The sequence below is a fragment of the Arthrobacter sp. B2a2-09 genome, from assembly GCF_027587375.1.
Lineage (GTDB): Bacteria > Actinomycetota > Actinomycetes > Actinomycetales > Micrococcaceae > Arthrobacter.
Window position 1 is genome coordinate 121,169 of record NZ_JAMXIC010000012.1, and the last position, 22,021, is coordinate 143,189.

Below are 22,021 nucleotides of genomic sequence, written 5' to 3' on the forward strand. Positions count from 1 at the left end.
CGCGGAGCAGGGCGCCGGGCAGCGCCGAACATTCGAGGAAGAACAAAGGCTTATCGGCCACGACGCCGTCTGGCGAACACCACCGCCGTCTTCATCGTTTAAGCCTCCGTGTGAAGCACAGTGATGGATGCCGGGTCCATCCCCAGTTGGCCGCGTTACACCTTTGCGGTTATGGTTTTGGCTATGGAGATTGAGGTCGACAGAGCCTAGCCACCTGACGTTCGGTGGCCGCCCGGTTGTTCGCGCTCATGCGCACCCGGTGAGAAATCCGGCTTTCAGTTGTACGCAGGCGCTATTCCCTGCGTCCGAGCTGATCGCTCCGTACGTCAGGTGCAGTGCCCTCCGAAGTTGCGCGCGTTTTCGTGCCCCGGAGAGAGCGCGTTGACCCATGACTGCGCCCACGATGGGCAAGAACCAAAGGACTGTGTCTCATGTCAGCACAATCAGCCATCACCTTGCACGACCTGTCATTCGAGTGGCCCGACGGCGCCCCCGCACTTCAGCGGCTCAATGGAACCATGACTACCGGCCGGACTGGGCTAGTCGGCCGGAATGGTGCAGGAAAATCGACCCTGCTCCGTTTGATCGCCGGCAAGTTGAAGCCAACCCTGGGTCACGTCGAAACCGTCGGTGACGTCGGCTACCTCCCCCAAACCCTGACCCTCGGGCACGACACAACGGTCGCCGCGCTGCTCGGCATCGACGGGATACTCGCCGCGCTTCATGCCATTGAGCGCGGCGACGTTGATGAGCGCCATTTCGACACCGTCGGCGACGACTGGGACATAGAGTCCCGGGCAGACGAGGCGCTGGACGAAATCGGTTTCTCCGCGGACGATCTCGACCGACAGGTCGGGGAGCTCTCAGGTGGCGAAGCGATGCTCATCGCACTGACCGGACTGCGCATCCGCCGCACCCCGGTGACGCTCCTCGACGAGCCAACCAACAACCTCGATCGGACGACCAGGGCCAAACTTGCCGACTTCGTCGACAGTTGGCCGGGCACGCTTGTGGTGGTCAGCCACGACCTCGAGTTGCTTGAGCACATGGACGCCACGGCTGAACTTCATGCCGGCAAGCTTGACGTATTTGGCGGCCCCTACAGTCTCTTCACCGAACATCTCGAACAGGAGCAAGCCGCCGCCATCCAGGCAGCCCGCAGCGCCCAGCAAACGCTGAAAGTCGAGAAGAAACAACGCGTCGAAGCCGAAACCAAGCTTGCCCGCCGCGAACGGACAGCGAAGAAGACGCAGGCCAGCGGTGGCATCCCGAAGATCCTGGCCGGCAACCGGGCGAGCAAGGCGCAGGCATCTGCCGGCTCGATGCGCTCCACCCTCGAGGACAAAGTGCTGTCGGCCCAGGCCGCCGTCGACGCCGCTGACGCGAGGGTCAGGGAAGTTGAGCACATCCACCTCACTCTTCCCGATCCCGACGTGTCGAGTAGCCGCCGGATCGCCGAGCTGAGCGACGGCTCCCGGACGATTGTCATCCAGGGCCCCGAGCGCGTGGCCCTGGTGGGACCCAACGGCTCAGGCAAGTCGACGCTCCTCAAGCACCTCGTCGAGCGCCGCCCCACGGAATCGTCTGGCCCGATCACCGGAAGACTGCTGACCGACCGGGTGGGATACCTCCCGCAACGGCTCGACGGTCTGGACGATTCCCGCTCGGCGCTGGACAACGTGCGGGAGGCGGCACCTGCGTCGACTCCCGGGGACATCCGCAACCAAATCGCGCGACTCCCCCTCCGGGGATCCACCGTTGATCGCCCGGTCTCCAGCCTGTCGGGAGGAGAACGGTTCCGGGTCAGCCTCGCGAAGCTGCTCCTAGCGTTGCCGCCCGCCCAGCTGCTGGTTCTCGACGAGCCGACGAACAACCTCGACATTGCCAGTATCGAACAGCTCGCCGAAGCCCTAGACGCCTACCGTGGCGCACTGCTTATCGTGAGCCACGACCTCGGCTTTCTCAGGCGCATCAACATCGACACAGTGGCCGAGCTCGACGGCCAAGGGGGCCTGCGCCAGCGCACCGAGCCACTCGCCTAGGGCTGCTTTTCCCGCACGGCGCGGGCCCAGAGTGGCGCGAAGACGGTCAGGATCATGACGTGACGGTCGCTAGCAGCTTCGGCTCTCGGCTCTCGGCTCTCGGCTCTCGGCTCTCGGCTCTCGGCTCTGTAACGGTCGCTGAAAGCAGCGTCCCTCACCCGGGTGGAGGCGGCCGTCGGCTTGCCTTGCTTCGTCATAGTAGGTCCCTGTGGCAGCGGACGAGTTTGTGAGGATCCGGGAGATGACGCGGGCAGCGCGCTCGGAGGTTGTGAAGTGCGGGAAGACCGTGAGGATCGGCGTGAGCGCCTTCGCTATGAGACGAACGATGGCCGGGACTTCGCCGAGGTTGGAGCTGGGGGTGACCCCCGGTTCTATGCCCAGAACCGCAGGCGCGGGTATTCCCGGGCGAGGCTGAACACAGCGGCGAGGTTGCCCTGCTTCGAGGTGGCGTAGGCGTCCATTCCCTGGCGGCTCGAGCCTCCCTGACGGGTGGTTTGGTCACGCCCCTTAGGACACCGGTGACACCTCAGCCCCCGCCGGTCGGATCATTCCGGCGGCCAAGGTCCGTCGAGGAGCCCCTTGGCTTCCTCGACGATTAGCCGCCGGTAGTGATCGCGCTCCATGCCCCAGGACGGGGTCCAGTCTTCCCACTCGCTGACCCAGCCGACAATCGGCCGGAGCGAATCGGGATAGCCGAGCTCATTCCATCCTTGAAACCAGATCAGGTGCCCGGCGGCTTCCGGCTCCGCGCTGCCGTCCGCGATTGCCTCGCATTGCCAACGGACCAGCTGCCAGCGCGCACTTTGGGTGTCGATAGCCGCGGTCGGTGCGAGGTCCAACTCGACGGCGACCGCATGGAACAAGTCATGCGCGTCGCCCTCTTCCCGGCGCGACAGACTGGCGAGGAGCGGGAGCGACGGCGACTCTACACCGTCCAGCAGAGCGCGCAACCCAGTTTCAATCAATACGTCCGAGCCGACAAACTCGCCGAGCGCCTCACGGATAGCGAGCACCCGAAGATCCTTCAGTGCGTCCATGGGACTAGTCAACCAGAACAACCTCAGCGGCCATCTAAACCCATTGCTCCCACACGGTTAGTTGGAGCCGCACCAGTCCGTCATTGTTGTATCCACTGCTGAGTAAGTGCCGTTTTGGACTCGTAAAACGGCACTTACTCAGCAATCGATGGAAGTTCAAAGCCGCACCGGTTCAAACGACTCCGAACGCACCGGCGTCGCGAGGCCCAGGTTCTCGCGGAGGGTTGAACCGACGTACTCCGTGGGGTACACGCCGCGTTCCTGCAGCTCGGGCACCAAGTGGTTCACGATGTCATCCAGGCCCGTGGGGATGAGCCATGGCGAGATGTTGAAGCCGTCCACGGCACCCACGCGGGCGTATTCGGCCAGGGTGTCGGCCACGGCTGTGTAGGATCCTGTGAACGTCGCGTCCACCCTGGAAGTCTTGGAGCTCACGAACTGCCGGATGGACAGTCCCTTCTCCTTGGCCTCGGCGCGCCATTGTTCGGTGAGTTGCCGGGCCTTGGCACCGTGGAAGCCGCTCCCACGCGTCTCGGAGGTCTCCTCCACCACAGGATCGATCTCCGGAAGCGGACCATCAGGATCGTAGGCAGACAGCTCACGGCCCCAGAACTGCTCCAGATACGCGACCGCCTGCTGCGGGCCGATCTGTAGGCTGCGGACCCATTCCTTCTTCTCGCGTGCTTCCTCGTCGGTCGCCGCGAGGATGAACTCGCTGGCCGGCATGATTTGGACGTCGTTGGCACCCCGTCCGGCAGCCAGGGAGCGCGAGACGATATCAGCGCGGAACTCCACGGCGTCGTCGAACTTCGGGTGCGCCGAGAAAATGACATCCGCTTGGCGGGCGGCGAAGTCGCGGCCTTCCGGGGAATCGCCGGCTTGGAACAGCACTGGCCTGTACTGGGCGCTGCGCGGCAGCCGGGGCGTGACGTCCACGGAATAGTGCTGGCCGGAGTGGTGCACTCGCCGCGCATGGCCGGGAACCGCCCATGAATCCGCGGCAACGGACGAGGAGACCGCTTCGTCCTCCCACGAATCCCAGATCTTCTTGGCCGTCTCCACGAAGGCCTCGGCATGGACGTAGCGATCGGCGTGGTCCAGGTAGCCGCCCCGCCGGAAGTTGGCACCGGTCCAGGCATTGTCCGTGGTCACGACGTTCCAGGCTGCGCGGCCGCCGGAGAGCAAGTCGAGCGAGGCGAGCCTGTGGGCGAGGTCAGCAGGATCGTTGTACGTGGTGTTCTGCGTAGCCACGAGCCCGATGTTGGACGTCACCGACGCGAGCGCCGCGAGCATGGTCTGCGCGTCGGGCCTGCCCGCGACGTCCAGGGCGTGCGGTCGTCCGAGGTGTTCCCGCAAGCGCAGGCCCTCCCCCAGGAAGAAGGCCGCGAACAGCCCGCGTTCGGCAGTCTGGGCGATCCTCCGGAACGACTCAAAATCGGTCTGCGAGCCGGACTCGGGCGCCTTCCAGATGGTGCCGGAATTGACGCCCTGGAAGAAGATTCCGAACTGGATCTTCCCGCTCGGCTGGAATTTAGCACGGTTGTGCTGTGTCATGTTCTCTCCTCAGTTTTCCGAGCCAACGACGGCGGCACCCGAGCCAACGACGGCGGCGCCCGCCGCCGCGCCCATGCCCGCTTGCCCGTAACGGCTCACAGGCCGTCCCAGTCGCAGCAACTCCCTGAACGTGCCGCCCTGGACAACAGGCTGAAGCGCCCCGCGGCGACGAAGCTCAGGCAGCACCAGCTGCGCCAGCTCCTCGAGCTCTACGTCCAGGACAGCCGGATGCAGCCGCACGCCGTCGGCCACCGCCAGCAACTCGGCGAGGAAATCCACCAGTTCCGCGGCCGTACCGACGAAGCGCGCACGGGAACTGGACCAGGGAGTAAACGCGTCCAATTCGGCGAGCCGCGCGGAGGCGCTTTGCCCGCGCGAGTCAAGGACGACGTCGAGCTCTGCCACTACCGCCGGGCCGTCCGCAAGAGCGGCGTCGCCCCCAATAACGGCGCCCCCATCAACAGTTCGACGCACATCCGCCACCTCTGCGGCAAGAAGTGAAGGCGTCGGAGCGGACACTAGCACCACGTCCGAAGGAAGCAAGCCAGCCTGCGCAACCACGGGCAACTGCCCCTGCAGCGGGCGCGGAATGATGGAGGGTCCCTTCACGGAATACCCGGCCCGGGCGAAATCGGCCGGTGTCTCGAAGTCGACGTAGTGCAGTTTGTCGAGGTCAAGGTACCGCCCGGTGGGGACGTCGCGGATCACGGCGTCGTCCTCCCAGGAATCCCAGAGCCGCCGGCTCACTTCTACCGATGCCGCGGCCTCCTGCGCCAGCGCGGCACCTTCAACAAAAGAGCGCCCGACGGCGGCAGCCTCCTCCGCGGAGCCGCTCACCGCAACGAGCCAACCGGCCCGTCCGCCGGAGACATAGTCCAGGCTCGCCAGCTGCGTGGAGATGTGGAAGGGCTCGGTGTAGACGGTATCCACTTCCGGGACCAGCACGATGGAACTCGTGACCGGCCCTGCGAAGGCGGCGCGCTGCAGGGCGTTCAGGCGGCCGGCAACATCGGATTCAGCAACACCACTCACAGGCCCATCGGCGAACGTCGCGACGTGGAAGCCGGCCGATTCCGCCGCCAGCACCGTGCTCCGGATCCGCGAACCGTTCAGCAACTCATCCGGGGCATGCCGGGCTTTGCGCCAGGCAGCGGGGTGGGCGCCATCGCCGTCGAGCTCCAAGGCCAAGAATCCGGGCTGGCCCAGACGAGGGATGCCGCTCATTGCTGTTCCTGCCTTTCGTAAGGAATCCGTTCGCCGGCTTCAATCGACACGTTCAGCCGGTTCTCGGCAGGCGGGAGCGGGCACGTTGCAAGGTCCGTGTATGCGCAGGGCAGGTTGACGGCACGGTTGAAGTCGAGCACCACGGAGCCGTCCGCTTCCGGGGTCACGGTGAGCGAGCGATTGGCCGAGTAGGTGGTCTTGCCCGAGGTCGCATCCGTGAACAGCACCGAGAGTGTGCCGGGCGCATGTCCGTTGAAGGCGGTCAGCACCAAGTCCTGGCCGGCGAGCGTGAAATGGAGCTCGCCCGGTGCTTCGTAGACGTGCTGGATGCCTTCGACGGCGGCACCCACCGTGGTAGGACGCGGAGTTTCGAACGGCACGAACGTACCGATCACAGCGAACGATGCATCCGGTGCGTACGCCGCTGTGCCGCGGTATTCGTTGAGCAGCGGGTTTCCGGGGTGCCGCGGCCGGACGATGTACTCGCCGCCGCGCTTGGCGAGTTCGACGACGGCGTCCCCCGCCTTGAGGTTGATGCCGTCGCGTTCGGCGATGGGGCCGAACGTGACGGTGGTCCCGGCGTCGTCAGGGTTGAGTTCGTGGCCGTCTCGAAGCAGGCTCTCGCCTGGCCCCAAAACCACGGTGACCACGTCTTTCTCCACACTCCAGATGCCGGGCACCCCGTCCAGCGGGCTGGCTGAGGCGTCAAGCCAGTGCAGGTGCGTGACGGCCAGGAATCCGTGCGGATCGGCCCGGTGGCGTTCGTGCGCGGAGTGCCATTCCTGCCACGCGGCGGCAAAGGCCGCGGTGGTGGACGTAGCCGTTTCAGTGGGCGTAGGCATTGCTTCTCCTATGGTCGGCGTGGTCTGCGGTGACGGTTTCGGCTGCGTCCGGTGACGTGGCGCCCGCGAATTCCGGACGACCGCCGTAAGGGTCTGCGGGCTCCCACAGCGTGGTGGGCGCGGCGGCACGGACGGCCGGGATGACCTCGAGCGCGAACCGCTCCAGGATCTCTAACTGCTGCTCGAAAGGCAGCGTGGTGGGCAAGGAAATGGATTGAAGGTCGTGCCGGTAGAGCGAGTGGTAGCTCAGGATCTTGTCGATGACCTGCTCCGGGCTGCCCACGAGCGCGGGCCCTTCAGCTACAGCGTGGTCGATGTCCCGGAACGGCGAATTGTTGCCCGGGACGTTTCGTCCAATCGTCAGGGCCTCGTAGACGGGCCCGAACTGGCGCTTGGCTTCCTGCGTGGTGTCCGCGATGAACACCCCGCCGGCGCCGGAACCCGAACCGAGGTACTGGTGGCGAGGATCGTGGCCGTGGCGTTCGTATTCCTCGCGGTAGTGGTCGATCAGGATCTTGTAGTTCTCGCGGGGCTGAATGGCATTCGCGGTGAACAGCGGGTCGCCCCATTGTGCGGCGAGCGCGGCGGAAGTCAGGGTTGTAGCCGAGCCGTGCCAAATCCGCGGCGAACCTGCGAAAGGACGCGGCGTCGTCGTGGTCGGGTCAGTCAACGCTGGCCGGAAGCGGCCCGCCCAGGTGACGCCCTCTTCACGCCACAGCCGCCGCAGCAAGCCATACTTCTCGGCGAGCAGCTCCCACTGGTCGTCGAGCGAGAGCCCGAACAGAGGGTACTGCAGCACTTCGTTGCCCTTGCCGATCACGAGTTCCAGGCGGCCCCGGCTCAGCTGATCGATCGTGGCGTAGTCTTCGGCCACCCGCACGGGATCCAGCACGGACAAAACGGTGACGCCGGTCTGCAATCGAATTCGGTTGGTGACGGCCGCGATTGCGGCGAGGACCGTCGTCGGGGACGAAGAGATGAACTCTCCGGCATGCCGCTCGCCCACTGCGAAACTGTCAAAACCCAATTCCTCGGCCCGGCGGGCAGTCTGCACCACTTGGTTGAGCCGCTCCGCCGTCGAGACGATTTCCCCCGTCACCGGGTTCTTCAGGTGCGGGATGATGTCGAGTACCTGGAACTTCATTTCGCTACCCCGAAGTTTGCTTCAGTGACGGTCTTGGATTCCGGCAAGGCTTCCTCGGTCAGGCCCCAGCGATCCAGGACCTTGCCGTAGGAACCGTCCTTGATGGCCGAATTCAGGGCATCCGTGATGGCCGGGGCCAGGCCGTTGCCTTTGAGGGTGGTAGCCGCGACGAGTGTCTCGGAGGGCCAACCTGCGTTGACCTTGCCCACCACTTTGAGGTCGTTCCGGGTGTTTTCCCGGTAGGACACCGACGGGTAGGGTGCGATGTTCAAGTCCGTCCGGCCGGAGGAGAGCGCCAGGATGGTGTCGGCGTCGGAAGAGTAGTACTGCAGGGTTGCCGGCGCCTTGCCGCGGGACTCGAGGTCCTTGTTCCAGGCCAGGAGGATCTTCTCCTGGTTGGTGCCCGAGCCCACCGAGACCTTCAGCCCCGAGATGTCGTCCGCGCCCTTGATGTTGTACGTGGACGACTTCTTGGCTTCGAAGCCCATGTATGCGGCGCGGTAGGTGGAGAAGTCGAAGAGTTTCACCCGGTCCTTGTTGATCCCCACGTTCGAGAACACCGCTTCGAAATCCCCGGACTGCGTCTTGAGCGGCCAGTTCTCCCAGGAGGTGACCTGCACGTCCAGCGCGAGGCCCAGCTTGTCGGCCACGAGCTGCGCGATGTCCACTTCCACTCCGATGGGGGTCTTGTTGTCCGTCGCGTAGAAGGACAGCGGGATGGATCCGGCCGTGGTGGCAACGGTCAGTTTGCCGTCCTTGCCGATCGCCGCGGGAACCGCGGCCGCCGCGGCGGGGTCCTTCTGCGCCCGGATGCGATTCTGCTCGGGCGAGGTGTTGTAGACGACGCCGTTGCGGGCAGCACTCGCGGACGGGCTGGCTCCAGCAGCGGACGCGCCGGGGTCGGAGCACCCGGCGAGCGCCGGAAGTACGACGGCGGGCAGCACCGCGAGCGCCAGAAGCCTGGTTTTAATGCTTGGCATTTTCAAAGATTCCTCAGATGTTGAAAGCTGGTTCGATGACTTTGGAGAAGAAGCTCCGCGTCCGGGGTTCACGGGGATTCGCAAAGATCTCCTGGGGACTGCCTTGCTCCACGATTTGGCCCTCATCCATGAAAACCACGGTGTCCGCGACGTCGCGGGCGAAGCCCATTTCGTGCGTAACGATGATCAACGTGGTGCCCGATGTGGCGAGTTCCCTGATGACATCCAGGACCTCGTTGACCAGCTCCGGATCCAGGGCCGAAGTGGGTTCGTCGAAGAGCAGGATCTTGGGGTCAAGGGCCAGCGCCCGGGCGATGGCAATCCGCTGTTGCTGGCCGCCGGACAATTGCCGCGGATAGGCAGCGGCCCGGTCCTTGAGTCCCACTCGGTCCAGGAGTTCCAGCGCACGCTTTCGCGCTTCGGCTTTGTTCCGGTGGAGCGCGACGACGGGTGCTTCAGTCACGTTTTCCAGTGCGGTGAGATGCGGGAACAGGTTGAAGTTCTGGAACACCATGCCGATGTCCGTGCGCTGCTTGAGGATGTCCTTCTCGCGCAGTTCGTGCAGTTTGTTCCCGCGGACCTGGTACCCCACCAATTGGCCGTCGATGGTGATGTACCCGCCGTCCACCTTTTCCAAGTGGTTGATGGTCCGCAGCAAGGTTGATTTCCCCGAGCCGGAGGGCCCTACGATCACTGCGACTCCGCCGGGCGGCACAGTGAGGGACACACCCTTGAGGACTTCAGTGCTTCCAAAAGACTTGCGGACGTTGGTGATGTCCACATGGCCGCGGGTTGCAGCGGCGGCTGGCGCCGCCGTCGTCGGGCCTTCAATGACAGCGCTCATCGGCCTTCCTTCGCTCGGTCAAGGTTCACGGGTGCGTGGGTGGCAAAGAACTTCCTTGCCTTCTGCAGCGGAGTGAGCGGCAGGTTGCGGACCGCGCCCTTCGAGTAGTGCCGCTCGATGTAGTACTGGAAGACGCTCAGGACCGAGGTAATTGCCACATACCAGAGGGTGGCCACGAGGAGCAGAGGAAGGACCTGCTGGGTGCGGTTGTAGATGACCTGCACGGTGTAGAAGAGCTCGGAATAGGCCAGGACGTAGACGATTGATGTTCCCTTGACCAGGCCGATGATCTCGTTGAAAGCGGTGGGCAGAATGGCCCGCATGGCCTGCGGCAACACGATCCTGGTGGAGCGTCGCCATGCCGGAATGCCCAGGGCCGCGGCTGCCTCAAGCTGGCCCTGATCCACCGAGAGGATGCCGCCGCGGATGATCTCCGCCGAGTACGCAGCCTGGTTGAGGGTCAGGCCAAGGACGGCCGCTGCGAATTGGCTGATGAGCGTGGTGGTCTGGACCTCGAAGAAACGGATATCCGTGAACGGGATGCCCAAGCTGATCTTCTCGTAGAGGTAGCCCAGGTTGTACCAAAGCAGCATCTGGACCAACAACGGCGTAGAACGGAAGATCCAGGAGAACGTCCAGGACACTGAGACCAGGAGCGGCGATGCCGAGAGCCTCATGAGCGCCAGAATGAAGCCGAGGACAAAGCCTAGCGCGCCGGAGATGGCCGTCAGCTTGAGTGTCTCTACGAGGCCGTTCACCACGGATTGCGCGGTGAACCATTGCGCCACCACACCCCATTCCCAGCGCGGATTCGTCGCGAGGGACCAAGCCACGGCGACGACGCCGAGCGCCACCATCACGGTGCCTACCCACCGCCATGGGTGCCGGGCCGGGACTAGTTTGTAGCCGGAGTAATCGGCTGCGGGCCAGTCGACGGCACCCGGGGCCGCCGGGGCTGCGGCACCCGGGGCCGCGGCACTCTGGGCGGCGGCCGCCGTCGGGCTTTCCGCGACGGCGCTGGCGGGCGCCGGTTCCGGTGCAGATTGCTGTGCGGACTGCGCCACTGTGGTTACTGCTGAACTCATGCGCCACCTCGCTTCGTATCGCTTGTTTTATCGGATGGCTGCCAATCTAGGGGCGCCTTCGAAACGGCTGCAAGGCGGATTTTTGCACTTCTTCACGGGACTTCATGGCGCTTCGCGGCGCTTCATATAGAGCCATATGAGTCGGTTCTTTGCGCTTGTTGACGCACCGTGACGCGTAGTGAACGGCCGTTACCCGGGCCTCGACCGAGGGCCCACCGCGTCCCTAGGCTCGGGTACCACCAGCCACCGCCAACAGGAGTTGCCATGCCGTCCTTTGCCCCCACCATCGTGTTCATTGGCGGTGGTCCGCGCTCAGCCGGCATCCTCGAACGGCTCGCGGCCAACAAGCCCGGCCTCTTCGACGGCTCCCTCTCCATCCACGTCGTCGAGCCGTACGAAGCCGGTTCCGGGAGGATCTGGCGCTATGACCAGAGCCCGGGACTCCTGCTCAACTCCACGGCAGCGGACGTCACGATGTTCACCGACAGTTCCGTGGCCTGCGACGGTCCCTCCGTGGACGGTCCGGGGCTCGCCGCATGGGCGGCCGGCGTGCTGGACGGTTCAATCCGCGACGTCCCGGAGTTGGAAGCCCACCTCCTTGATCAGCTCCGGGCACTGACACCCGCTTCGTTTCCCAGCCGCCAGCTCCAGAGCAAGTACCTCGAGTGGTTCTTCCGCCGGGCCGTCGCGGCCCTCGGCCCGGACGTCGCGGTGACTGTACACCGGGACACGGCCACCGCCGTCGAACCCTGCTCTCCGGAAGGTCCGGAGCTGCGCGACGGCGGTGCGAAGTACCGCGTGCGGCTCGCCTCGGGCGGGGTGCTCGAGGCGGATCTCGTGGTGTACTCGCTGGGCCACACGGACTCCCGGGCCGAGCCGGAATCAGCGCGGCTGGCCGACTTCGCCGCCCGCCACGGCGGGTTCCACGCGGCGCCGTCGTACACTACCGACGTCGACTATTCGGCGATCGCACCCGGCCAGGATGTCCTGGTTTCGGGCATGGGACTGGCGTTCGTGGACCTTCTGGTGCTCTTGTTCGAGGGCCGCGGCGGTCGCTTCGAAGACAGGCCCGACGGCGGCCTGGACTACGTGCCGTCCGGCGCCGAACCGCGGCTCTGGGCAGGCTCCCGGCGCGGAGTGCCCTACCACTCCAAGATCTCCGCCACCCTACGCGGCGAACCCGTCGGCGCACCCCGGTACTTCACCTCCGGCGCCGTGGAATCGCTGCTCGCCGCGCACGAGGAGCTGGACTTCCGCGCCCAGCTGTGGCCGCTCATCGCCAAGGACGCCGGCTACGCCTATTACCGCGAGCTCTTCACTGGCTATCCGGAACGCGTCCACGGCGGCTGGGACGATTTTTCGGCGCACTTCGATGCCCTGGATTGGTACAGCCGCGAACGCGAAGACCTCGTGGCCGCGGCCATCCCGGACCCGGCCCTACGGCTCGACCTCGAGGCCCTGGACCAACCATTCAGCGGCTGCGCCTTCGCGGACCACGCCGCGGTGCAGAGATCGGTGGCGAACTACATCGAACGCGACCTCAAGCTCCGCACGAGCCCGGACCATTCGGAAACCCTGGCGTTGTTCACGGCCCTGCTCCGCGTCTACATGGAACTCGGCCGGCTGGTCCCGCAGGAGCGGCTCAATTCGCGCTCCCAACAAGCGGTGCACGGATGGTGGCACGGCTTCTTCAGCTTCGTGGATTCCGGCCCGCCGCCCCACCGGCTGCGGGAAATCCTCGCCCTGCAGCGGGCTGGGTTGCTCCAATTCCTGGGCCCGGGCATGTGGGTACGTCCGGACGAGGCCAGCGGCCGGTTCGTGGCCGGTTCCTTCCAATCGCCTGTGGTGGTGGATGCGGCGGCGTACATCGAGGCACGCTTGCCGTCGCCGTCGGTGGCGCGATCGGCGAACCCCGCGCTGGCGGACCTGCACGACGCCGGTTGGGGAACCGAACAGTCGCTCCTCACCTCGGACGGCCCGCACTCCACGGGTAAGCTGTTGGTCTCGAGTTCGCACGAAGTCCTGGCTCCCGACGGCGGACGGCAGGCGGGGCTTTTCGCCGTCGGACCCTGGACCTCGGGTTGGGGCGCCGGTGCGTTCGCGCGGCCCGGCACCAACGCTGCACCGTTCCGCGAGAATGACGCCCTGGCCCGCCGCCTCCTGGCCGAACTCTCCGCACCTCACCCAAGCTCCGCCCACGCCACCAGCCCCAGCTCCGCCCACCCAACTGACTCGCAGTTGTTGTCGTTTTGACGCCTCATAACGACAACAACTGCGAGTCAGTCGGGTAAATTCACGAAAGGTATGTCATGACAACAACGCCAACCCTGCCGTCGTCGGGCCTTTCCGTCCTGACACTGCCCATGCGCGATCCACGCGTCAAGCCCCTCCTGGACGAACTCGCCGTCGAATACACCACGCGCTACGGCGACCTCTTTGGCAGCGGAGGCGCGGCCGAGGAACTCAACAGGTACCCGGCCGGCGAGTTTGCCGCACCCCACGGCGCCCTGCTCATCCTGCAAGAGAACGGCGAAACCGTGGCGGGCGGGGCATTCCGCCGCTACGACTCCCGCACGGCAGAGCTCAAGCGGATCTGGACGCATTCGGCCCACCGCCGTCGTGGGCTGGCCCGGGTGGTTCTCGCGGAATTGGAGTCCGAAGCCGCCCGGCGTGGCTACCGCCGGATCTATCTCACCACCGGTCCGCGGCAGCCCGAAGCCAAGAACCTGTACCTGGCCACGGGCTACACCCCGCTATTCGACGTCGACGCGGACCCGGAAGAGATCAAACACTTGGCGTTCACGAAGGACTTACCGCTCGGCACGCGCGGCGAGGGGTGAGATCTCGGCCCTTTCGCGCACAGGCCCTTTCGCGCGCTCAAAGTGCCGAGATCTCACGTTTGGTTGCTACCCACAGCCTGGCGTGCCGCAGCTTCAATCCGGGCCCGGTGGGCGGCCCATTCCTCGGTGCTTCGCTGTGACAAGTTCAGGTCCCCGGGGCCTTTCCCGGCCGAGCCGTCAATGAGCTCACGAAGTATGTCGGCATGCCCCAAGTGCTGGGCTGTCTCGACGCACATGTGCACCAGGATCTGATGGAGCGTCACGTGGCGGCGTTCTTCCGACCACCACGGCACTTCCCCGGGAGCGTCGAGCGGGATCGACTCGATGGTTGCATCGCTGTGCTCGGCCGAAAAGCGGTGCAGTTCGATGATCTCTTCCCTGCTTTCTTCCGGCGGAACCCACAGGTCCGCGTCGGCTTCGGCATCGTCCGCGAGCCACGGCAAGTCCCGGCCGCTGGGCCGGCCAAAGACCTCCCCGAAGTACCCAAGCTCCACACTGGCCACATGTTTGACCAGCCCGAGGAGGTTGGTGCCGGTGAGGGTCATGGGCCGGCGGACGTCGTACTCGTCTAGTCCGTCGAGCTTGGCGAGGAGCTCGCCTCGGCGGGCGCGCAGATATTTGAGCAGAATCGCTTTGTCATCCATCCGGGCACTATACCGGTGCTCATCTACTGAGTAGCGTCGGTGCATGGCAAAACTGATCTACGCAGGAATCATGTCCCTGGACGGCTACACCGCCGATGCCAACGGAAAGTTCGATTGGAGCATGCCCGACGAAGAAGTGCACAGCTTCGTCAATGACCTGGAGCGGCCGGTCGGCACCTATCTCTACGGGAGGCGGATGTACGAGGTCATGTCCGCATGGGAGGACATGTCCCTTTCCGACGAGCCACCGGTCATGCGGGACTACGCCGAGATTTGGCGGGCTGCGGACAAGATTGTGTATTCCACGAGCTTGGAAAGTCCGTCCACCGCCAGGACGCGTATCGAACGGGAGTTCGACGCCGGAGCCGTCCGGGCGCTGAAAGAGGCCTCACAGAGGGATATCTCCATCGGTGGCACCTTGCTCGCAGCCCAGGCCATCAAGGCCGGTCTGGTGGACGAGTTCCGTCTCTTCCTCACGCCGGTGGTCGTCGGAGGCGGCAAACAGTTCCTGCCCGACGGCGTAGGCCTGACCCTTGAGCTGCTGGATGAACACCGCTTTGGCAACGGCGTCGTCTACCTCCGGTACGCCAAGCGAGCATGACCTCATTGGGTCGGCGCCGCTAAAGCGGAGCCGCCACGCGCCGTCGGGCCCTTCCCCGAAGCACGTTCAGACGTCACGTGAGGGGACGGATGCCGGGGTATTGCTGAACTGCCGGGTAACGTAAAGGGCGTGCAGTTGAGTCAAGCGTTGGTCAAGACCGCGGCCGGGTGGCTGCTCGGCCTGATGCTTGCTGTGGCCGCTGCGATCGTTTCCGTCAACCTGGTGAGCAACTCCATAGCCAGCCCGCAGCAGCAAGTGCGCGATTACCTCTCGGCCCTCCAGAAGGGGAACGGCGGGGAAGCCCTCGGGCTCCTGCACGCGTCCGTGCCCAACGCCAACGCCGCCATGCTGGACGGTACCGCCCTGCAGACGGCGGCGTCGAAGATCACCGATATCAAGCTCGGCAACGCCGAATCACGTGGCGGAAACCGGGTGACGGTCCCCATGGACTACCAGATTGACGGCAAGGCGCTGCACTCGGATTTCCTGCTTGAACGGACGGGCACCGAGTGGCTCTTCTTCGGCAAGTGGTCCTTCGTGCCGTCGTCCTTGCCGACGATCGAGGTCACCGTTGTAAACGCCAACGAGGCGACCTTGAACGGCGTCCCGGTCAACCTGCCCAATGGCCGCAACAGCTTCGCGGTGTTTTTCCCCGGCCAGTACGAAGCCAGCCTCACGGGCAAGTACTTCTCGGCGGCGGCTACCAGCACGTCGGTGACCACCGGTGCCCTGCCTCAGGCACCCCTCAACCTTCTGACAAAGCCCACGGACGCCATGATCAAGGTGGTGAGCGACAAGGTCAAGGAATTCCTGGACACCTGCGCCGCTGACGCCACCAAGCAGCAAAAACTCCAGCCCGACTGCCCGTTTTACCACGTCACCAACAGCCGGGTGGTGGACGGCACCATCAAATGGCAAATCACGGAGTATCCCAAGGTCAGCATCGACCCCTTCAACGGGCAGTGGGTAGTGGCGCCCCTCAACGGCAAAGCCAAGGTAACAGCCCGCGAAATCGACCTCTTCAGCGGGCTGGTCGGCGACCTCAGCGTCGTTCACGACTTCAGCTTCACCACACGTCTGGACATTGGCGCAGACACCATCACGGTCACCCCGCTGGTGAGCTTCTAGAAGTTGCCATGCTCGACGTCGTGGGAAGGCGAGGACCGAGGGCATGACAGGGACGGGTCCTGGGGCCATAATGGAAACCCCGCGGTGACCCCCGCAAGAGTAAGGCAGTCATGGACCAGGACTTAAGCACTCTGACGGTACCTTTGTGCGGCCGTTCGTCTGAAGGAGCGCGGCATCCAGCCACCCCCAACGGCAGCCGGCACCGGCGCTCCATATTGACCGGGGTCGCCCTTGCCGGTTCTCTTTCCCTGCTGACGATTGCGGCACCGGCACACGCCGACGGCGGCGATGGGCTGCGGACCGGGAGCGGCAAACTGCTTGGGCACGGCACCGAGGTGCAGGTACCCGTCAGCTACCGGTGCGAGGAAGGCCAGAACGCCGGCGTCGGTATCATCCTGACACAGGCCACCCGCCATGGACCGGCAGTTTTCGGAGGCGCCGGATCCGGGCAACGGGCATGCACCGGTGAGGACGAAATCGTGACGTTGACCATCCCAGCCGGGAACGGCCACTTCAAGCCAGGCGCCGCTTCCATAACTGTGTCCCTGTTTACCAGCAATCCCGGGACTCCGGGCAAGGCCGTGCAGGTCACGAAGAACATCCACCTGGAACACGAAAAATAGGGGTTTCCCGCAACCGCCCGGCCCGTCTAACCCAGCGCTTAGTCCATCCCGCGCAGGTCAAGCACCAGCTCGGAGTCGCCGTCGGCCTGCAGGACCACCGGGATTCCCCAGTCTTGCTGGTACAAGTGGCACGCGGCGTGATCCGGGATTTCGCCGTCCTCGGTCTCCGGGCCATCACACGCAGCCGCGCGGGCCGTAATGTGGAGGATCCCCTCAGGAACGTCCGCGGACAGCTCGAGGGTCCGCAACAGTCCCACGGACGTGCCGCCGCCGGAAAGCAGCAGCTCGGGCGGGGTCGACGAGATCTTCAGCTGCGTGGGGTCGCCCCAGCGGTCGTCGAGCTTCTGGCCGGTCGGGGCCGTAAAGCGCACGGTGAGCTCCAGGTTCCCGGGCGCCACGGGACTCTTGGGCCGCTGCGTCTGCGATGCTCCCTCGTCCACCTGCTGGGCTTCCTTGGGGATGGGAACCAGGACGAGCTGGTGCTTGTTGGACTCGACCACTACCAGCAGCGGTTCGCCGCCTTCCGGGTAGACCACGACGACGTCGCTCGGCTCAGCGAGTCCCCTCGCCAGAGTGGAAACCGCCTTCGTGGCGGGATCGTAGCGCCGCACGGCACCGTTGTAGGTGTCTGCGACGGCCACGGAACCATCGGGGAGCACTGTGACGCCAAGGGGGTGCTGCAGGCGGGCTTCGGTGGCCCCGCCGTCCCGGAAACCGAAATCGAACAGGCCCTTGCCCACGGCCGACTCAACGGTTACACCAGTTTCGCCGAGGACCAGGCGGCGCAATGCCGAGGTCTCCGAGTCGGCCACCCAGATGTTGTCGTCCGCATCTACGGCCAGGCCGGAAGGCTGGGCGAACCAAGCTTCCTCGGCAGCTCCGTCCAGCAAACCTTCAAGGCCCGAGCCGGCCAGGATGGAAACCTCGCCGCTGAGGGGCTCGAAGGCAAAGATCTGGTGCGTGCCGGCCATCGCGATGACAACGCGCTGCAGCTTCTCGCTCCACACCACGTCCCACGGCGAGGACAGGGACACCCCGGTCCCAACTCCCAGTACCCCGACGTCGATCGCATCGGCCGCGAAGTCAGCCGGACCGGCGTCGTGGTGTTCAGCCCAAACGCCGGCACCGCTTTCCGTCACGCGGGCAGGGCCGGCGTCGAGCAGTCGCTGCACGCCGTTGCCGGCGACTGTCTGCACATAACCCGAACTGAGCGTGACGCCGCGGAGACGGTGGTTCACGGTGTCCGCGACCACTGCTTCGTACCCAAGCTGCCAAGCGAGCGACGACGGGAGCACCGCCACGCCCTGCGGCTCGTTGAACTGGGCAATTTCCGCCACACCATCCTGGAACCCCTTGGTTCCAGAACCGATGACGCGCTCCACGGTCTCAAGGTCAGGACGAAGTTCCACCAAACGATGGTGGCCGGAATCGACCACCAGGTAGTTGCCGTTGTCCAACTGGGTCGCCTTGCCGGGGAAGCGCAGGGTGCCCGACGTCGGGACGGGAGCCACGTAGGGACCGTCACCGCGGTGGAGGGTCCCCTTGGCCTCGTGCTCGGCCACCAGCTCCTCAAGGAGCACGGCAAGGCCGTCTGCGTGGCCCTCACCGGAAAGGTGCGCCACGATGTAGCCCTCAGGGTCCACAACCACCAGAGTCGGCCAAGCACGGGCCGTGTAGGCCTTCCACGTGGCGAGCTCGGGGTCGTCCAGTACGGGGTGGTGGATTTCGTAGCGCTCCACGGCGGATGCGAGGGCCACGGGATCGGCTTCGTGCTCGAACTTGGGAGAGTGCACGCCGACCGTCACCAGGACGTCGGAGTACTTTTCCTCAAGCGGGCGCAGCTCATCCAGGACATGCAGGCAGTTGATGCAGCAGAACGTCCAGAAGTCCAGCAGCACGATCTTGCCGCGCAGCGCTTCCAGGTCCAGGGTCTTCCCACCGGTGTTGAGCCAGCCACGGCCCACCAGTTCAGAGGCGCGGACACGCAGTTGGGTGCGTACGGTTTCGCTCATCAGCGTCCTTCCATGTTGGTCTTGCTTTCGGGCTGCTTGGAGTCCCGATCAGTCAGTTTGGCATCGCGGTTTGCAAGCCGCGCAAACATATCGTTGTAAGCATTCAGGTCGGCGTCGTTATTCCTGTCGGCCGCGCGGTCAGTGCGTTTCGTCTCTCGCGCGTCCGAACGCGACCACATGACCGCGACGCCGATCGCCACCAGCAAGGTGGGGACTTCGCCGATTCCCCAGGCCACGGCGCCGCCTGTCTGCTGGTCGAGCAGGGCCGACGGCCCCCAGGTCCGGCCGAGGTTTCCGAAATAGTCGGCAGCGAGCAGCCCGGTGCCTCCCATGATGGACACGCCGAAGAATGCGTGGAAGCCCATCGTGGCGAGCAGGAGAAGCAACCGCATGGGGTAAGGCGCCCGTCGGGGCAGCGGGTCCGTGCCGATCATGGTAAGGACAAAGATGTACCCGGTCAGCAAGAAGTGCAGGTTCATGAGCTCATGGCCCACGTGCTCACGCATCGCCCAGCCGAACGCGTCCGAGAAGTAGAACAGGACGATCGAACCGGCGAAGTTCGCAGCGGCAAAGAGCGGGTGGGTCACCACCTGGGAGAACTTCGAGTGCACAAACACCAGGAGCCACTCACGAAGACCACGCGAGCCGTCCCCGCGCGATCCCTCGCCGCGGGACGGGAGTGCACGCAATGCCAAGGTCACCGGCGAACCGAGCACAAGGAACAGCGGCGCCACCATGGTGAGCGCCATGTGGTCAACCATGTGGGCAGAGAACAGTACACGGCCATAAACCGACGGCGGTCCGGACGTGATGTATGTCAGGACAGCCAAGCCGATCATCCAGTTCACGGCACGGAACCATGACCAGGAGTCACCGCGGCGGCGGACCTTGACCACGCCAAGGATGTAGCTCGCCGCCCCGAAGAGGGCCACAGCCACCCAAAGCCAGTCGAAGCGCCACTCGGTCAGCCAGCGCGCGGGCGTCAGTTCAGGCGGCAGCTCATAGCCGGACAGGATAAAGGCCGGCGAGGCGTCGGGTGCGTACGTCGCGAGTTGCGGCGGTGCCGAGCTGGCCAGCGCGACGGCGAGTCCCGACGTCGCGCCCATCACGAGAAGCTCCACCAGCACAAGCTGCCAGAGCACGCGGCGCGTGGTCATCGACTTGCGTTCCAACTGCGGGATGACCCACTGCCTGTGCATGAAGCCGATGCCACCGAGGACAATCGTTGCGAATGCCTTGGCGAGGATGATCTGGCCATAGGGTGTGCCGACCAAGGCCGAGAAGCTCGTGACACGGATGCTCGCATTAATCACGCCCGAAGCAAAAACCAGCACGAACGCATAGCCGGCCAGCGAGGAGAAACGGCGAAGGGTCTGACCTGTGATGTCCTTGGTGCCAGCTGCCTTCGAACCCCGCAGGAGGCCCGACAGGACCGCGAGCATGATGATGCCGCCCACCCAGGCGGTTACACCCACCAGGTGAAGGCCAAGGGAGTTGATGGCGCCCTCATGGTCGCTGGAACTCGCGGAGTGGCCGATCAGTGCGCTTGGCACCAGTCCGCCCAGGGCCAAGACAAGCGTCAGCGCGAGGCCAACCAGCGAACGGACGCCGAACAGCGCCGTCGTGACGATTGCCGCAATGATGGTCACGGCGAGCCAGGCCTGGCCCGTCTGAAGGTCGGTCATGAAGTAGACCAAAGAGGCGGTGAACTGCGCGTCACCGGAGAGGCTTTGGCCGGCAACGTCCGCGTACGTCAACACAAGGACCGCGACGGCGGAGAGCGTCCAGGCGGCGCCTGCTGCTGCAGCTACGGCCAAAGCACGGGTGAACGCCGGGTGTTCAGGGGCGTCGTCGCCCTTGGATCGGGACGCGTGCTTGGGAAGGATAACGACGGCGAAGATCAGCCCGCCGATCACAGTCGCCAAGGACACGTTGTGAATGGCTTTGGCCACGGGCAGCCCCCAGCGGACCAAGGCACCCGGATCAGAGACCTGCCGCGCGGCCGAGGCGCCGGAAAAGATCAGTGCCGCCACTAGCGCCAGAAAGAGCGCAGCAAACCCCGCAAGCTGCCACGGCAAGGAGATGCCCTCCACGGCAACGCCTGCCTTGGTTCCCGGCTTGGAAGCGGGCGAAGGGGCAGTTGCGGGAGTTTTGGCTGATGGCACCTATCCATTGTCCGCTAACGTCGGCGGCGCGGCGAATCGAGCGGATTAAAGCAGAAAGGCGGCAACCCGCAGGTTGCCGCCTTTCAGGGCGTTCGCCGAAGTGTCTTACTTCTTGGCGACAGCTGCCTTCAGCTTGGAGCCAGCGGTCAGCTTGACGCTGTGGCCAGCGGCGATCTGGATGGTCTCGCCGGTCTGCGGGTTGCGGCCCGTGCGGGCTGCGCGGTCGGTGCGCTCGATTGCGAGCCAGCCCGGAATGGTGATCTTCTCGCCAGCGGCGACGGAAGTCTCGAAAACTTCGAACAGGGCATCGAGCACGGAGTTGACTGCAGCCTGGCTGGTGCCAGCCTTGCCAGCTACCTCGGAAACCAGTTCGCTACGGTTCTTAGCCATTTGTGTCCTCCTGGACTTTACGATTTTGGAGCTCACACGCGGCATGCGTGCGAGCCACTGTTCGAAAACTTACCAGCTTGGAAGGACACGGCCAGCAAATTCCGCGTGTTTCCGCGCTTTTTTGACCAAATTCACCCTATTTCGGGCGCTTTTGGGGGTCAATTCCGCCGCTGGCGAACTCCGCGACCCCCGACGCTCGCTCACTTATGCCGGGTTCCTGGGTGACGCCCGCTCACTTATGGCGGGTTTCGGCCGGACGCTCGCTCACTTATGGCGGGTTCCGGCCGGACGCTCGCTCACTTATGCCGGGTTCCCCGGTGACGCCCGCTCACCTAAGCCGGGTCCTGGCGGGTTTGGTCCGGGTCGGCACATAGGTGAGCGGGGGTTCGGGATTTCCGGCACATAGGTGAGCGGGCGTTGGTGGAAACGGCCACATATGTGAGCGGGCGTCCGCCGACAACCGTTCATAGGTGAGCGGGGGTCTGCCCACAACCGTTCATAGGTGAGCGAGCGTCCGCCGACAACCGTGGATAGGTGAGCGAGGGTTCGGGATTTCGGGCGCATGTGTGAGCGAGCGTCTGCCCACGGCCACATATGTGAGCGGGCGTTGGTGGAAACGGCCACATATGTGAGCGGGGGTCGGCCCATGACCGTGGATATGTGAGCGGGCGTCCGCCGACAACCGTGGATAGGTGAGCGAGGGTTTGGTGGAAACCGGCGCATTGGTGGGCGGGGGGTGGTGGGTTTTAAATGGGTCAGGCCCCGACATGTGGTGTCGGGGCCTGGCCCTGAATGGTTGTCCGGCGGTGTCCTACTCTCCCACACCCTCCCGGGTGCAGTACCATCGGCGCTGTGGGTCTTAGCTT

Annotated in this window: 18 protein-coding genes; 6 read left to right on the forward strand and 12 right to left on the reverse strand. The window is 65.0% G+C overall.

The genetic code is table 11. The features are described 5' to 3' along the window. Positions 1-431: 431 nt before the first annotated feature. Complete coding sequence (locus NFJ07_RS14435; protein ID WP_269995330.1) at positions 432-2,042, forward strand: ABC-F family ATP-binding cassette domain-containing protein; 1,611 nt, start codon at positions 432-434, stop codon at positions 2,040-2,042. Between the two features lie 545 nt (positions 2,043-2,587). On the opposite strand, the gene NFJ07_RS14440 is transcribed toward NFJ07_RS14435, so the two are convergent. The 8 genes from NFJ07_RS14440 to NFJ07_RS14475 all read right to left on the reverse strand — a co-directional run bounded on the left by NFJ07_RS14440 (position 2,588) and on the right by NFJ07_RS14475 (position 10,752). Next, positions 2,588-3,079, reverse strand: coding sequence for a hypothetical protein (locus tag NFJ07_RS14440; RefSeq protein ID WP_269995332.1), 492 nt, complete (start codon positions 3,077-3,079; stop codon positions 2,588-2,590). Between the two features lie 156 nt (positions 3,080-3,235). Then, positions 3,236-4,633 (reverse strand): NtaA/DmoA family FMN-dependent monooxygenase, encoded by a 1,398-nt coding sequence (locus NFJ07_RS14445; RefSeq protein WP_269995335.1) that lies wholly within the window; start codon positions 4,631-4,633, stop codon positions 3,236-3,238. 9 nt (positions 4,634-4,642) lie between these two features. Further along, a complete protein-coding gene (locus NFJ07_RS14450) occupies positions 4,643-5,857 on the reverse strand; it encodes an LLM class flavin-dependent oxidoreductase (RefSeq protein ID WP_269995337.1) in 1,215 nt (404 codons plus the stop codon). Further along, the gene (locus tag NFJ07_RS14455; RefSeq protein WP_269995339.1) at positions 5,854-6,699 is read right to left on the reverse strand and encodes a DUF1684 domain-containing protein; all 846 of its coding nucleotides are present in this window, start codon (positions 6,697-6,699) and stop codon (positions 5,854-5,856) included. Before NFJ07_RS14455 ends, NFJ07_RS14450 begins: the two co-directional genes overlap by 4 nt. After that, positions 6,683-7,843, reverse strand: coding sequence for an LLM class flavin-dependent oxidoreductase (locus NFJ07_RS14460; RefSeq protein ID WP_269995341.1), 1,161 nt, complete (start codon positions 7,841-7,843; stop codon positions 6,683-6,685). Before NFJ07_RS14460 ends, NFJ07_RS14455 begins: the two co-directional genes overlap by 17 nt. Further along, complete coding sequence (locus tag NFJ07_RS14465; protein WP_269995342.1) at positions 7,840-8,823, reverse strand: ABC transporter substrate-binding protein; 984 nt, start codon at positions 8,821-8,823, stop codon at positions 7,840-7,842. The genes NFJ07_RS14460 and NFJ07_RS14465 overlap by 4 nt, the downstream gene beginning before the upstream one ends. Before the next feature lie 13 nt (positions 8,824-8,836). Continuing rightward, positions 8,837-9,667, reverse strand: a complete 831-nt coding sequence (locus tag NFJ07_RS14470; protein ID WP_269995344.1) for an amino acid ABC transporter ATP-binding protein — start codon at positions 9,665-9,667, stop codon at positions 8,837-8,839. Beyond that, positions 9,664-10,752 (reverse strand): amino acid ABC transporter permease, encoded by a 1,089-nt coding sequence (locus NFJ07_RS14475; RefSeq protein ID WP_269995346.1) that lies wholly within the window; start codon positions 10,750-10,752, stop codon positions 9,664-9,666. Before NFJ07_RS14475 ends, NFJ07_RS14470 begins: the two co-directional genes overlap by 4 nt. Before the next feature lie 264 nt (positions 10,753-11,016). On the opposite strand from NFJ07_RS14475, the gene NFJ07_RS14480 reads away from it, so the two are divergent. Together NFJ07_RS14480 and NFJ07_RS14485 are read left to right on the forward strand one after the other, a co-directional pair. After that, entirely contained in the window at positions 11,017-13,005 is a 1,989-nt protein-coding gene (locus tag NFJ07_RS14480) for an FAD/NAD(P)-binding protein (protein ID WP_269995347.1), read from the forward strand. Positions 13,006-13,061: 56 nt separating this feature from the next. Further along, positions 13,062-13,592 (forward strand): GNAT family N-acetyltransferase, encoded by a 531-nt coding sequence (locus tag NFJ07_RS14485; RefSeq protein WP_269995348.1) that lies wholly within the window; start codon positions 13,062-13,064, stop codon positions 13,590-13,592. A gap of 53 nt (positions 13,593-13,645) precedes the next feature. On the opposite strand, the gene NFJ07_RS14490 is transcribed toward NFJ07_RS14485, so the two are convergent. Beyond that, complete coding sequence (locus tag NFJ07_RS14490; RefSeq protein WP_269995350.1) at positions 13,646-14,236, reverse strand: DinB family protein; 591 nt, start codon at positions 14,234-14,236, stop codon at positions 13,646-13,648. A 43-nt stretch (positions 14,237-14,279) separates the two neighbouring features. Between NFJ07_RS14490 and NFJ07_RS14495 the strand changes: the two genes are divergently transcribed. The 3 genes from NFJ07_RS14495 (at position 14,280) to NFJ07_RS14505 (ending at position 16,588) form a co-directional block, all read left to right on the forward strand. Beyond that, complete coding sequence (locus tag NFJ07_RS14495) at positions 14,280-14,837, forward strand: dihydrofolate reductase family protein (protein WP_269995352.1); 558 nt, start codon at positions 14,280-14,282, stop codon at positions 14,835-14,837. Between the two features lie 135 nt (positions 14,838-14,972). Next, entirely contained in the window at positions 14,973-15,965 is a 993-nt protein-coding gene (locus NFJ07_RS14500; protein ID WP_269995363.1) for a hypothetical protein, read from the forward strand. A gap of 110 nt (positions 15,966-16,075) precedes the next feature. Further along, positions 16,076-16,588, forward strand: coding sequence for a hypothetical protein (locus tag NFJ07_RS14505; RefSeq protein WP_269995354.1), 513 nt, complete (start codon positions 16,076-16,078; stop codon positions 16,586-16,588). Positions 16,589-16,626: 38 nt separating this feature from the next. Here the strand turns inward: NFJ07_RS14505 and NFJ07_RS14510 are convergent, their stop codons facing one another. The 3 genes from NFJ07_RS14510 to NFJ07_RS14520 form a co-directional block, all read right to left on the reverse strand. After that, complete coding sequence (locus NFJ07_RS14510) at positions 16,627-18,600, reverse strand: NHL domain-containing thioredoxin family protein (RefSeq protein ID WP_269995356.1); 1,974 nt, start codon at positions 18,598-18,600, stop codon at positions 16,627-16,629. Continuing rightward, positions 18,600-20,765, reverse strand: a complete 2,166-nt coding sequence (locus NFJ07_RS14515; RefSeq protein ID WP_269995358.1) for a cytochrome c oxidase assembly protein — start codon at positions 20,763-20,765, stop codon at positions 18,600-18,602. The genes NFJ07_RS14510 and NFJ07_RS14515 overlap by 1 nt, the downstream gene beginning before the upstream one ends. A 105-nt stretch (positions 20,766-20,870) precedes the next feature. Beyond that, the gene (locus tag NFJ07_RS14520) at positions 20,871-21,155 is read right to left on the reverse strand and encodes an HU family DNA-binding protein (protein ID WP_184739845.1); all 285 of its coding nucleotides are present in this window, start codon (positions 21,153-21,155) and stop codon (positions 20,871-20,873) included. Positions 21,156-22,021 lie beyond the last annotated feature (866 nt).